The sequence below is a fragment of the Bosea vestrisii genome (assembly GCF_030144325.1).
GTDB lineage: Bacteria > Pseudomonadota > Alphaproteobacteria > Rhizobiales > Beijerinckiaceae > Allobosea > Allobosea vestrisii_A.
Map to the genome: position 1 here is coordinate 4082621 of NZ_CP126307.1, position 13124 is coordinate 4095744.

The following is a 13124-nucleotide window of genomic DNA, read 5'->3' on the forward strand; positions in this document are numbered from 1 at the left end:
GCGCTCCAGCGTGAATGCCTTACCGGAATGGGTCGAACGGCGTCGGGAAATGCCCGGTCGGCGCGATCTCGGGGTAAGGGCCGCGCGCCAGCAATCGGCCATCTCCCGGCTGGGCAAGCACGCGCTCACCGTCGAAGACGAGGCGGCCGCGTTGATAGGTGGCGGTCGGGTAGCCCTGGACCGTCATGCCCTCATAGGGCGTGTAGTCGCTGCCGTGATGCTGCTGGGCGTTGGTGAGCTCAACGCGCTTCTCCGGATCGAGCAGGACGATGTCGGCGTCCGCCCCGAGCGCGATCGCGCCCTTGCGCGGGCCCAGCCCGAAACGCCGCGCCGGGTTGGTCGCGACGAGGTCGACGAAGCGGCGCAGGTCGATGCGCCCCTTTGCGACGCCTTCCGAATAGAGGATCGGCAGCCGGGCCGCGAGACCGGGCACGCCGTTCGGGATCTTGTTGAAGGGCGCGGTCTCGCCATGCTGCTTCTTGCCGCGCGGATCGTCATAGCGCAGCGGCGAATGGTCGGACGAAACGATGTCGATCACGCCGTCACGGAGGAATTGCCAGAGCGCTTCGCGATCGGCGGCGGACCGCAGCGCCGGCGAGATCATGAACTTCGCGCCCTCGAAGCCCGGCCTGTCCATGTCGGCCTCGTCGAGCACGAGATATTGCGTGCAGGTCTCGGCCCAGGCCTTCTGCCCGCGCGCCTGCGCCCGCGCCACCTCCTCGCCCGACTGCGTACCCGAGACGTGGAAGATCTGGATCGGCGTATCCAGCGCTTCGGCCAGCGCCAGGATGCGGTGCGTTGCCTCGCGCTCGACCACCATCGGCTTGGCCCAGGCGAGGTGGCGCGGCGCCGTCAGGCCGGCATCCAGCAGCGCCTGCGTCAGCCAGCCGATCAACTCGTGATGCTCGGCATGGACGCAGACGAGGGCGCCCGCGCGGCGTGCCGCCGCGAGCGTCTGCAGGATCTGCGCGTCGCCCAGGCGGTTGCTGTCATAGGTCATGAAGATCTTGACCGAGCGGTGCCCGGCCTCGACCAGCGCCGGCAGCTCGTGCTCGAGCACCTCCGGCGTCGGATCGTTGACCAGGAGATGGAAGGCGTGGTCGATCCGCGCCTGTCTGGCCTTTTCGACATAGGCGGCGACGGCGCCAGCCAGCGAGCCGCCCCTGACCTGAGGCGCATGGCAGATGACCGTGGTCGTGCCTCCCGCCGCGGCAGAGGCCGTGCCGCTGTCGAAACCGTCGGCAATGTCCGCGCCCGAGGAAAACGGCTGGTCGAGATGGACATGGCTGTCGACGCCGCCCGGCAGCACGAGCAGGCCGTGCGCGTCCACCTCCTCGCGACCGCGCGGGAGCCGTTCGCCGATCGCGACGATGACGCCATCGCTCACGCCGATATCGAAGGCTCCGATATCGGAGGATGTCACGGCCGTTCCGCCGCGGATGACGAGATCGAAATCGCTCATGGTCTTGCTCCCGGAGCGGCCGGGGCACCGACGCAATGGCGGCCCGCGACTCGCCAGATAACGACGAGGTCAGGATGAAAACGGAACTGCGTGTGCAGCTTGGCGATAGGCTGTTCGGCATAGAGCGGCCTTGGGGCGCCCTGCCACCGACGCCCGGCCGGATCACCGACCTTGCTGTCGACCGGGGCGGGCTCGTCCATGTCCTGCTGCGCCGCGACAGCGCCGTCGACCCGGCCGGGCCTTGCGTCGTTACCCTGTCGGCGGACGGTGCATTCGTTCGCAGCTGGGGCGAAACGCTGTGCCTCGATGCCCACAAGATAACGACCGGGCCGGACGGTGTGATCGCCATCGTCGACCGGGATGCGCATCGCGTCCTGTTTTGCGATGCGCAAGGACAGGTGCGGCAACAGATCGGCGAGAGCCATAGGCCCGGCGCGCCCTTCAATCACCCCAGCGACATCGCCTTCGCGCCGGATGGCGGCTTCTATGTCGCCGATGGCTACGGCCATGGCCGCATCCACCGTTTCGATCGGGCCGGCAGCCTGATTGCGAGTTGGGGTTCGGTCGGTACCGCGCCGGGCGCTTTCCTGACGCCGCACGGAATCTGCGTGCTCAGCGACGGGCGCGTCATCGTCGCCGATCGCGAGAACAGCCGCGTCCAGAGCTTCACGGCCGATGGCCGGTTGCTGGCGGTATGGGACGCCTTTCTGCGTCCCCAGGATGTCGTCGCCGATGCGGATGACCGGATTCATGTCTGCGATTCGATCCCGACGCTCAGCCTGCTCTCGCCCGACGGCGCCTTGCTAGGTCGCTGCCGGCCCGTCCTCAACGGGGCGCACGGTCTCTGGCTCGGCGCCTCCGGCGACATCTTCCTCGCCGAGACCAATCCCAACCGCATCACGCGGCTCTTCCCCGTCACGCCATAGCGCGACGGGCCGGCATCAGGCGGCCGAGATGGCGGTGCGGTTCTGCAGGCGGGAGACCAGGCGCACGAAGGGCCAGAACATCAGGAAGTAGACGAGCGCCACCGCGATCAGCGGCGTTGGATTGTAGAGCAGCCCCTGGGCGAGCTGGGCCGAGCGCAGCAATTCCTGCAAGGCGACGGCCGACGCGATCGAGGTCTGCTTCACCAGCTCGACCGTGTTGCTGATCAGGTCGGGCAGCACATTGCGCGTGCCCTGCGGCACGACGACATGGACCATGCTCTGATACCAGCTCAACCCCGTCGATCGTGCCGCTTCGCGCTGGCCTTTCGCCACGGATTCGATGCCGGCCCGGAAGATCTCGGCAAAGTAGCTCGAGCCGTTCAGCGTCAGCGCCAGCACGGCCGCGGTGAATTCGTTGAGCTTCAAGCCCAGGAAGGGCAGGCCGAAGAAGATGAAGATCAGCAGCACCAGCGGCGGGATGGCGCGCATCACGTCGACATAGGCGATGAGCAGGAAGCGCAGCAGCCGGCTCGGCACATCCTGCGCCATGGCGATGGCGACGCCGGCGAGCACCGAGAGCGGCACGGCGACGGCGGCAAGCGCCAGCGTCATCCAGAAGCCCTGCAGGAGCAGCGGCCAGACCTGCCTGAGCACGTCGAGATTGAAGAAGGTCGTGACGAGATCGTCCATCATGACCTCGGATGCGAGTAGGCTTTTTCCAGCCAGCGCGTGAAGCGCACAAAGGGCAGGAACAGCAGCAGGAAGAGCAGCGCGCCGACGGTCAGCGCAGTCGGATTGGCGACGTTGGACTGGATGCTCGACGTTACGTTCAGCAGCTCGGGCACGGCCACGACGGAGCCCAGCGTCGTGCCCTTGCTGATGCCGATGGCGCGGTTTGTCAGCGGCGGGATCGAGATGCGCACGACCTGCGGCAGGATGATGTAGGCGAGCGTCTTGGTGAAGCTCAGGCCGGTCGAGCGGCCGGCTTCCCATTGCCCCTTCGACACGGCGTTGATGCCGGCCCAGAAGATCTCCTCGGCGAAGGCCGAGAGCACGATCGCGAGCGCCAGCACCGTCGCGGTGAAAGGCTCCAGCACCAGCCCGAAATAAGGCAGGGCGAAATAGGCCAGCACGATCAGGACGAGTTGCGGGATCGAGCGGAAGAAATCGATGTAGAAGATGATCAGCCAGTTCAGCGGCCGGATGCCATAGAGCCGCAGGACAGCAAGGGCGAGGCCGAGCGGGATGCCGATCACGACAGTCAGGATCGACATCTGAACGGTGATGAGGAAGCCGCGCAGGATGTCGGGCCAATAGGCCGACATCAGCTGGAAATCGAAGAAGTAGCGGACGATCTGGTCCATGTAACGCCGTCAGCTGTGCGAGCGCATCACGAAGTCGCGGATGCGCTGGTGCTGCGGGTTGATCAGGATCTCCTGCGGCGTGCCCTCGGCCAGGATCGCGCCATGGTCCATGAAGACGACGCGGTCGGCGACATCGCGGGCGAACTTCATCTCGTGGGTCACCACGATCATGGTCATGCCCATTTCCTTGGTGCGGACCATAACGTTGAGCACCTCGCCGACGAGCTCGGGGTCGAGCGCCGAGGTCGGCTCGTCGAAGAGCATGACCTGCGGTTCCAGCGCCATGGCGCGGGCGATGCCGACGCGCTGCTGCTGACCGCCGGAAAGCTCGGCCGGATAGGAATCGGCCTTCTGCGCCAGGCCGACCACTTCGAGGTGATGCCTGGCCTTGCGCTCCGCCTCCTCCTTGCCGAGGCCGACGACCTTGCGCAGCGCCAGCGTCACGTTCCCGAGCGCCGTCTTGTGCGGGTAGAGATGGATGCCCTGGAAGACCATGCCGATCCGGCGGCGCAGGAGGTTGAGATCCACCTTCGGACCGGTAACCTCCTGCCCGCCGACGCGGATCGTGCCCGCTGTGGGCTCCTCGAGCCGGTTGATGCAGCGCAGACAGGTACTCTTGCCCGAACCGGAGGAGCCGACGATCACGACGGCCTCGCCATTGCCGACCCGAAGGTCGACCCCGCGCAGAACCTCGATCTCGCCGAAGCTCTTGCGCAGTCCCTCGATCGAAACGATCGTCTCGGAGGGCGCGGCCGTCCTTGCGGGCTGTGCGCTCACTTGCACTCTGCCTTGTGCGGGGTCGCGTCATAGCCCTCGAAGTCGGGCGCGCCGATGCCTGGATAGACCTTCGTCGTCGAGGAGGCGGCATCCGGCTTCACGCCGAACCATTTCTCGTGGATCTTCGCGAGCGTGCCGTCGGCCTTGATGCATTCCAGCGCCGCCTCGACCTGGGCGCGAAAGGCGGTGTCCTCCTTGCGGAAGGCGATGCCGAAGTTCCGGCCGCCGTCGAGCACATAGGCGACTTCCGCTGTCGGCGTCTGGGTGGAGACGTAGCGCGAGACCGGCGCATCGGCGACATTGGCGAAGGCGCGGCCTATCATGACCGCCTGCACGGCGTCGGCGTTCTTGTTGTAGCGCTGGATGGTGAAGCCGTATTTGGCCTCGTTGTCCGTCAGCCACTTATCCGAGATCGAGCCGTTGTTGACGCTCAGCGCCTTGCCCTTCAGCTCTTCGACATTGGCGATCTTGCCGCCCTTCTTGACGAGGAAGCCGAGGCCCGTCGGCATATAAGGCTCGGAGAACAGCATCTGCGCCGCGCGCTCGGTCGTGATGTTGGTGGGGGCCGGGATCATCTCGTAGCGCTTGGAGAACAGGCCGGCGAAGATCGCCGAGAAGTTCGAATCCGTGACCTCGACGCCCGGCCGGCCGAGCTTCTGGGCGAGTGCTGCCGACATGTCATAGGTGAAGCCCGTCGTCTCGCCGGTCGATGTCTTGAAGCAGAATGGCGCGAAACCGAGGTCGCAGGCGACCTTCAGCTTTTCGGTCTTCGGGTGGTCGGCGTCCTGTGCCATCGCCGGCATCGCCAGAAAAGCCGCCAACGCGGTGCTCGCGAGCGCGATCCGCGCCGGCTTGATCGACTTCAGCTTCATGAATCCCGCTCCCGTTCCGAGTGACGGCTACGCCGCGACTGTCGCACCCCTGTTCTTGCAACAATCCGGCCACGTCTGGAGCGGAGCCTAACAGGGCAAAATCATGCCAAGCCAATCATTTATTGTCGGCCACCTATAACACGGTGTTAAGCCTTTTCGGCCGCTTCGGGCTCCTTGCTGCTGGGGAGCGGCGGGACCAGTCCGCGTAGAATGTCGACGAAAGCGTTCGCCGTCCGCGATAGCGGCTCAAAGCGCGGCGTCAGCAGGTGCGCGCGAACCCTGGTTTTCGGCGCGAGTGGGCGCGAGACCAGTTCCGGCCAGGTTCGCCCGCGCAGCACGAACTCATCGACGACCGCGATGCCGGCGCCGGCCCGCACCATGGCGCAGGCGACGGGGGTGAAGCGGACCACGGTATTGATGCGCAGTGGTACGGACTTCAGAGCCCGGCCGACCACGTCGCCATAGGGCGTCTGTGGGCCGAAGCCGATCAGCGGGTAAGGCGCCAAATCGGCCGGCCGGACGACACGCAGCCGCGCGAGCTCGTGGTCGCGCGGCATGATGACCATCAGGCGCCCCTCGGTCAGCACCTCCATGTCGAGCGTCGGCTCGTCGATCGGCAGGATCGACACGCCGAGGTCGGCCCGGCCGCTGACGATCTTGGCGACGATCTCGAGCAAAGTGAGCACCTCGAACTCGACCCGCAGATCCGGGAAGCGCTCGCGCACGCGGGCGATGGCGTCGGGGACCAGCGCCTGGCCGACGCTCGGGCTCGCGACGATCCGTACCGAGCCGGTGCCGCGCTCGCGCAATTCCTCGGCGAGCTCGTTGACCCGGACCACGCCCTGATGAACCTGGTCGACCTCCTGAAACAGCCGGCGCGCTTCCGGCGTCGGCTGGACCCGGCCGCGCACACGCTCGAACAGGCGCAGCGCCAGCCGGTCCTCCGTATAGGCGAGCAGGCGGCTGATCGCTGGCTGGGACACCGAGAGCAGGCGTGCCGCGCCGCTGATCGAGCCGGTGAGCATGATGGCCCGGAAGACTTCGATCTGCCGAAGATTGAGGCGCATGGCGATAACATCCGATTATGGTTGGCCGCATAATAAGCATGATTCATTTCGCGCATAGCGCTCTAAGCTCGGCCCGCACCGGCAACGACCGGCATGCGATACGGGACGAGGCTGGCCGATGAGGCGCTTTCTGACGATGAAGGATGTCGAGGCTGCCGTGGCCGGCGGCTCGGTCTTCGCCGCCGGCGGTGGCGGCTGGGCGGATCATGGCCGCATGCTCGGCACCGCCGCTGTCAACACCGGCCGACCGGAGCTCGTCACCATGGACGAGATTCCCGACGACGCGATCATCGCGACCGCCGCCGCCATCGGCGCGCCCGCCGGCACGACCGAGTGGGAGATGTGGGGCGTCGACTACGTCAAGGCCGTCCAGCTGCTGCAGGAAGCGCTCGGCAAGCCGATCTATGGCCTGATCATCGGCCAGAACGGCATGTCGAGCACGCTGAACGCCTGGCTGCCGAGCGCCATCCTCGGGGTGAAGGTGGTGGACGCGGTCGGCGACATCCGCGCCCATCCCACCGGCGATATGGGCTCGATCGGCCTCGCCAACAGCCCCGAGGCGACGATCCAGGTCGCGGTCGGGGGCAACCGCGCCAAGAACCAGTACATCGAGCTGGTGACGCGCGGCGCCACGGCGAAGGTCTCGCCGATCCTGCGCACGGCCTCGGACATGTCGGGCGGCTTCATCGCCTCCTGCCGCAACCCGGTCTCGGCGGCCTATGTCCGCAAGAACGCCGCGCTCGGCGGCATCTCGATGGCCCTGGCCCTGGGCGAGCGCATCCTCTCGGCGCAGCCGAAGGGCGGGACGGCGGTGATCGACGCGATCTGCGATCAGACCGGCGGCTCGATCATCGCGCATGGGCCGGTCGCGAAGAAAGATGTCCGCTACACCAACGAGGCCTTCGACATCGGCACGATCGAGGTCGGAACCGGCGCGGCCGCGCGCATCATCCACGTCATGAACGAGTACATGGCGGTGACCGATCGCGATGGCGCGCGCCACGCCTGCTTCCCCGACGTCATCACCACGCTCGGTGAGGACGGGCAGCCGGTCAGCGCCGGCCATGTCCGCGAAGGCATGGTTCTGTCCGTCCTGCGCGTGCCCAAGGACAAGATCCCGTTGAGCTCGAGCGTGACCGATCCCAGCGTCTATCCGATCGTCGAGAAGGCGCTCGGCATGAACTTCACCGACTACGCGCTCGGCCGCGACATCTAGTCGGCAATCGTCCACCCCGCAGGTTCAACCGGGATATCCTGACCATGAGCGATTTCGATCTCGTCCTCCGCGGCAATGTCGTGCTGTCCGACCGGGTCATCGAGGACGGCTACGTCGCCGTCACCGCTGGCAAGATCGGCGCGGTCGGGGCGGGCACGCCGCCTTCGGCGCGCGAGACGCAGGACTTCCGCGGCCAATGGATCATTCCGGGCGTCATCGACGGGCAGGTCCATTCCGGCAGCCAGGCCAACCATGAGGGCATCGGCATGTGCTCGCGCGCCGCGGCTGCCGGCGGCGTCACCGTCATGGTCGACATGCCCTATGACGAGCCGGAGCCGGTCACCAGCGCCAGGCTCTTCAACGAGAAGGTCGCGGTGGTCGAGCGCGACGCTCATGTCGACGTCGCGCTCTATGCGACGATCACGATCGAGAACGGGCTCCACGCCATTCCGGGCCTGGTCGAGGCCGGTGCCTGCGCCTTCAAGTTCTCGACCTTCGAGGCCAATGCGACCCGCTTCCCGCGCATCGGCGACGACACGATCTACGAAGCCTTCAAGCTGATCGCGCCGACCGGGCTGCTCTGCGGCGTGCACAACCAGGACCAGGAGATCACGCGCCGCAACATCGCCCGGCTGACCGAGGCCGGCGATACCGGGCAGGACGCCTTCCTGCGCGCTCACACGCCGCTGGTCGAGAACCTCGCCACCGCTCGCATCTACGAGATCGGCGCCGAGACCGGCGCACGCGCGCACGCCGTGCACGTTTCGACCTCACGCGGCTTCGAGATCCGCAACCTCTACAAGCAGGCCGGCTACAAGGTGACGGCGGAAAGCTGCGTGCAGTATTTCATGCTCAATGCCGAGGAGCACGGGCCGCGCTTCGGCGCCAAGATCAAGCACTACCCGCCGATCCGGCCGAAGGCCGAGAGCGATCTGCTCTGGAGCCATCTCGCCGCCGGCCATTGCGACTTCATCTCCTCGGACCACGTGTCCTGGGGGCTGGAGAAGAAGGGCGATCCCAACATCTTCAAGAACACCTCGGGTGGGCCGGGCATCGAGACGCTGCTGCCGGCACTCTGGACCGGTTGCGAGGAGCACGGGCTCTCGCCGACCATCGTGGTCAAGCAGCTCTGCGAGGGCCCTGCCAAGGCCTTCCTGCTCGCCGACAAGGGCCGGCTCGAAGCCGGCGCCGATGCCGACATCACCGTGCTGGAGCCGGGCCGCTTCATCCATGATCCGAGCAAGAGCCTGGCGGCGGTGAAATGGAGCTCGATGGAGGGCCGCGAGTTCCGCGTCCGGGTCGCGGCGACCTATGTTCGCGGCCAGCTCGCCTGGGACGGTGAGCAGATCCGCAACAAGGCCGGCGACGGCCGCTTCCTGCGCCCTGCGGCCTGAAGCATCATGTCGATCGATCAGGACCGGCTCTGGCGGCGGATCGAGGCGCTCTCGCGGATCACCGATCCGGAGCGCCCGTGGACGCGCCGCTCGTTCACGCCACGCTTCCTCGAGGGGCGCGAATGGCTGGCGGCGGAGTTCCGCGCCGCCGGGCTGGAGACGGAGCTCGACGCCGCCGGCAACCTGATCGGCCGGCTCGCCGGGGCCGATCCCAAGCTGCAGCCGATCCTGATCGGCTCGCATTCCGACACGGTACCATCGGGTGGCCGCTATGACGGCATTCTTGGCGTGCTCGCCGCGCTGGAGGTGGCGCAGAGCTTCAGCGAGCGCGGCGACCGGCTGCGCCACACGCTGGAGGTCGTCGACTTCCTGGCGGAGGAGCCGAGCGAATTCGGCCTGTCCTGCGTTGGCAGCCGTGCATTCGCGGGGGCCTTGAGCGAGACACATCTTGCCTTGACCCGGCCCGACGGCGTGACGCTACGCGAAGGCATTGCCTTCGTCGGCGGGCTGCCGGAGCGGCTGGCGGCGGTGGCGCGCCCCGCCGGCAGCGTCGCGGCCTATGTCGAGGTCCATATCGAGCAGGGCCGCGTGCTGGAGAACGAGCGGATTCCGATCGGCATCGTGACCGATATCGTCGGCATCCGGCGCGAGCGCATCGTGGTCACGGGACGGGCCGATCATGCCGGTGCGACGCCGATGCCGCTGCGGGCCGATGCGCTGGTTGGGGCGTCGAAGCTGGTCGAGGCGGCCTACAAGCGGGCGCTCGCTACCACGCGCGACAACCAGCCTTTGGTCGCGACCTTCGGGCGCATCGAGGTCAGCCCCAATGCCGCCAATGCCGTGCCCGGCGAGGCGGTTCTGACGCTCGAGGTCCGCTCCGGCAACGAGGCGGCGGTCAAGGCCTTCGGCGAGGGGCTGGTGCGCGACCTGCGTCCTGCGCTGGAGGACTTACGTCTCACCATCGCCATGGAGCCGATCAGCCATGTCGCGCCGACAGCCTGCGCGCCGCAGGTGCGTGCGGCCATCGCCAGTGCGGCCGCCTCGCTCGGCCTCGCCACGCGCGACCTGCCGAGCGGTGCCGGCCATGACGGCGTCTTCGTCGCGAAGACTGGTCCGATCGGCATGATCTTCGTGCCCTGCCTCGACGGGCGCAGCCATGCGCCGGAGGAATCGATCGAGCCGCAGCAGGCCGGCGACGGCGCCCGCGTGCTGGCCGAGACGGTTCGCCTGCTCGATGCGAGCCTGGGCTGATCACGATGGACTGGGCAGCGGCAGACCTTGCGGAACGCGATCTCTACAAGCTCCTCGTCAACACGGTGCTGCCGCGCCCGATCGCGCTCGTCACCACGGCGAATGCCGAAGGGCGGGCCAATGCCGCCCCGTTCAGCTTCTTCAACGTCTTCAGCCATGCGCCGCCACTAGTCGTGCTCGGCATCGAGGGGCGCTCCGGCGAGGCGCCGCTGAAGGATACGATGCGCAACATCCGCGCCACCGGCTGCTTCGTCGTCAATCTCGTCGACCGGGCCCTGGTCGAGGCGATGCAGGTCTGCGCCATCGACTTTCCGGGCGATGTCGACGAGATCGCGACGGCCGGACTTACGACCGCGCCCGGCGTCTCGATCGCAGCGCCGCGCCTTGCCGCGTCCCCCGTCCAGCTCGAATGCCGCGAGACCGTCTCGCTCTCGCTCGGCACCCGGCATCGCAATCTGGTCGTCGGCGAGATCAGCCATATCCACATCCGCGACGGCATCGTCGACGAGCGCCTGCATGTCGATATCGACAAGCTGGACCTTGTCGGCCGGCTGCACGGCGCCGACTGGTATGTCACGCTGCGTGACCGCTTCCAGGCGCCGCGCCAGACGCTCGATGGCTGGCGCGGACGCGTGCGAACCACCCCCTGAAGGAGAGGCGTCGTGAGCGGCACGATCTACGTCATCAATCCCAACTCGACCGAGCGCGTGACGAGGGAGATCGCCGCCGCCGTCGCGCCGCTGCGCCTGGCCGGCGGCCCGGCGCTCGACTGCCTGACGCTCGCCGAGGGGCCACCCGGCATCCAGTCGCAGCGTGACGTCGACGGGCTGATCCCGGCCCTGCTGAAGCGCGCCGCCGGGCTGGAGAACGAGTCGGCCGCCTTCGTCATCGCCTGCTTCTCCGACCCCGGCATGCATGCGCTGCGCGAGCAGAGCACGCGGCCGGTGCTCGGCATCGCTGAAAGCGGCGTGCTGACGGCACTGACGCTGGGCCAGCGCTTCGGCATCGTCGCGATGCTGCAGAACTCGATCCCGCGCCATCTTCGTTATCTCGGCGCCATGGGGGTGATGAGCCGTTTCGCCGGCGACCTGCCGGTCAACCTCACCATCGCGGAAATGGCCGACGATGAACTCACGCTCGGCCGCATGATCGCGGTCGGTCGAACTTTGCACGATACGCACCATGCCGATGTGCTGGTCATGGGCTGCGCCGGCATGGCGCGCTTCCGCGAACCGCTGGAGCGGGAGCTCGGGATTCCCGTCGTCGAGCCGACGCAGGCAGCGGTGACGATGGCGATCGGGCGCGTGCAGCTGGGTTGGGGCGGCCGGCCTCTCGGCGGAGGCTGAAGCATGGACAATCTCGTCGTGGAACTCGCCGGGCTTCTCGGCGAGGCGCATGTCCTCGTCTCGGCACAGGACCAGGCTCCCTTCCTGAGCGATTGGCTCGGCAAGTATCGCGGCGCCGCGCGAGCCGTCGTCAGACCGGGTTCGACCGAGGAGGTCGCGGCGGTGATGCGGCTCTGCGCGCGGCATGGCGTTCCGGTCGTGCCGCAGGGCGGCAACACCAGCATGTCCGGCGGCGCGACGCCTGATAGCTCCGGCCGTGCGATCGTGCTGTCGCTGACGCGGATGAACCGCATCCGCGCGCTCGACGCGATCGGCAACACCATCACCGTCGACGCCGGCGCAGTTCTCGCGAAAGTCCAGCAGGCGGCGCAGGAAGCCCGGCGCTTCTTCCCGCTCAGCCTCGGCGCCGAAGGCAGCTGCACCATTGGCGGCAACCTTGCCGCCAATGCCGGCGGCGTTGCCGTGCTGCGCTACGGCACGATGCGCGAACTCACCCTCGGCCTCGAGGTTGTGCTGGCGGACGGACGGGTCTGGGACGGGCTGACGGCGCTGCGGAAGGACAATACCGGCTATGCCCTGCGCGACCTCTTCATCGGCTCGGAAGGCACGCTCGGCGTCATCACCGGCGCCGTTCTCAAGCTCTTCGCCCAGCCGCATGCCCGCGCCACCGCCTTCGCTGCCGTTCCGGACGTGGCCGCGGCGCTGTCCTTGCTGGCGGTGGTCCGCGATCGTTGCGGCGACCGGCTGACCGCATTCGAGTTCATGACCGGCGATTGCCTGGCGCTGATCCTGCGGCATGTTGGCGAGGCTCGCCTGCCGCTTGGGGAGATGCCACCTGCTGCCGTGCTGATTGAGCTCTCCGATCAGGATGACGAGCCCGGCTTGCGCGACCGCCTCGAAGCAACCCTGCTGGGCAGCGTCGAAACCGGCCTTATCCTCGATGCCGCCATCGCGCAGGACGGCGCCCAGGCCAAGGCCTTCTGGCGCATCCGCGAAGGCGTGTCCGAGGCGCTGGTACGCGAAGGCAAGGCTGCCAAGCACGACGTCTCGATGCCGGTCTCGGCCATGGCCGATTTCGTCGCTGCCGCGGACGCTGCCGTCCGCGCCGCCGCGCCTGGCGTTCGGCCGATCGTCTTCGGCCATCTCGGCGATGGCAATCTCCACTACAACGTGCTGCCGGCGCAGGGCCAGGATCCGGCCGCCTTCGCGGCTCTCGCCCCGGCGCTCACCCGCCTCGTCCATGACGAGATCGGCCGGCGGCGCGGCTCGATCAGCGCCGAGCACGGTATCGGCCAGCTCCGCGTCGCCGAGATGCCGCTGCGCAAGGCGCCGCTCGATCTCGAACTGATGCGCTCGCTCAAGGACCTGCTCGATCCGGCGGGCCTGCTCAACCCGGGCAAGCTTCTGCCCGGCAAGCGTCTACCCGCTTCCGCCACCAACTGAGGACGA

13 protein-coding genes are annotated in these 13124 nt (G+C 67.7%); 7 read left to right on the plus strand and 6 right to left on the minus strand.

Features of this window, described 5'->3' with window-relative positions:
• Positions 1-19 precede the first annotated feature (19 nt).
• A complete protein-coding gene (gene hydA / locus QO058_RS20095) occupies positions 20-1462 on the minus strand; it encodes a dihydropyrimidinase (RefSeq protein WP_284168026.1) in 1443 nt (480 codons plus the stop codon).
• A gap of 74 nt (positions 1463-1536) precedes the next feature.
• Here hydA and QO058_RS20100 point away from each other — a divergent pair, with 74 nt between their 5' ends.
• Positions 1537-2388, plus strand: coding sequence for an NHL repeat-containing protein (locus QO058_RS20100; protein WP_284168027.1), 852 nt, complete (start codon positions 1537-1539; stop codon positions 2386-2388).
• Between the two features lie 15 nt (positions 2389-2403).
• On the opposite strand, the gene QO058_RS20105 is transcribed toward QO058_RS20100, so the two are convergent.
• The 5 genes from QO058_RS20105 to QO058_RS20125 form a co-directional block, all read right to left on the minus strand.
• Positions 2404-3078 (minus strand): amino acid ABC transporter permease, encoded by a 675-nt coding sequence (locus QO058_RS20105; RefSeq protein WP_284168028.1) that lies wholly within the window; start codon positions 3076-3078, stop codon positions 2404-2406.
• Positions 3078-3752, minus strand: coding sequence for an amino acid ABC transporter permease (locus QO058_RS20110; protein ID WP_284168029.1), 675 nt, complete (start codon positions 3750-3752; stop codon positions 3078-3080). Before QO058_RS20110 ends, QO058_RS20105 begins: the two co-directional genes overlap by 1 nt.
• A gap of 9 nt (positions 3753-3761) precedes the next feature.
• The gene (locus QO058_RS20115; protein WP_284168030.1) at positions 3762-4529 is read right to left on the minus strand and encodes an amino acid ABC transporter ATP-binding protein; all 768 of its coding nucleotides are present in this window, start codon (positions 4527-4529) and stop codon (positions 3762-3764) included.
• Entirely contained in the window at positions 4526-5401 is an 876-nt protein-coding gene (locus tag QO058_RS20120; protein ID WP_284168031.1) for a substrate-binding periplasmic protein, read from the minus strand. The genes QO058_RS20115 and QO058_RS20120 overlap by 4 nt, the downstream gene beginning before the upstream one ends.
• A 146-nt stretch (positions 5402-5547) precedes the next feature.
• Positions 5548-6468: a LysR family transcriptional regulator gene (locus tag QO058_RS20125; RefSeq protein ID WP_284168032.1), complete on the minus strand. Its 921-nt coding sequence runs from the start codon at positions 6466-6468 to the stop codon at positions 5548-5550.
• A gap of 118 nt (positions 6469-6586) precedes the next feature.
• On the opposite strand from QO058_RS20125, the gene QO058_RS20130 reads away from it, so the two are divergent.
• From QO058_RS20130 to QO058_RS20155, 6 genes are read left to right on the plus strand one after another with little or no spacing between them, the layout of a single operon-like run.
• Positions 6587-7684 (plus strand): DUF917 domain-containing protein, encoded by a 1098-nt coding sequence (locus QO058_RS20130; protein WP_284168033.1) that lies wholly within the window; start codon positions 6587-6589, stop codon positions 7682-7684.
• Positions 7685-7728: 44 nt separating this feature from the next.
• The gene (locus QO058_RS20135; protein ID WP_284168034.1) at positions 7729-9078 is read left to right on the plus strand and encodes a dihydroorotase; all 1350 of its coding nucleotides are present in this window, start codon (positions 7729-7731) and stop codon (positions 9076-9078) included.
• A gap of 6 nt (positions 9079-9084) precedes the next feature.
• Positions 9085-10329, plus strand: a complete 1245-nt coding sequence (locus tag QO058_RS20140; RefSeq protein WP_284168035.1) for a Zn-dependent hydrolase — start codon at positions 9085-9087, stop codon at positions 10327-10329.
• A 5-nt stretch (positions 10330-10334) separates the two neighbouring features.
• On the plus strand, positions 10335-10979 hold the full coding sequence (locus tag QO058_RS20145; RefSeq protein ID WP_284168036.1) for a flavin reductase family protein: 645 nt from the start codon (positions 10335-10337) through the stop codon (positions 10977-10979).
• A gap of 12 nt (positions 10980-10991) precedes the next feature.
• Positions 10992-11675 carry an aspartate/glutamate racemase family protein gene (locus QO058_RS20150; protein ID WP_284168037.1) on the plus strand — a complete coding sequence of 228 codons (684 nt, stop codon included), beginning with the start codon at positions 10992-10994 and terminating at the stop codon, positions 11673-11675.
• A gap of 3 nt (positions 11676-11678) precedes the next feature.
• The gene (locus QO058_RS20155; protein WP_284168038.1) at positions 11679-13118 is read left to right on the plus strand and encodes an FAD-binding oxidoreductase; all 1440 of its coding nucleotides are present in this window, start codon (positions 11679-11681) and stop codon (positions 13116-13118) included.
• Positions 13119-13124: the final 6 nt, after the last annotated feature.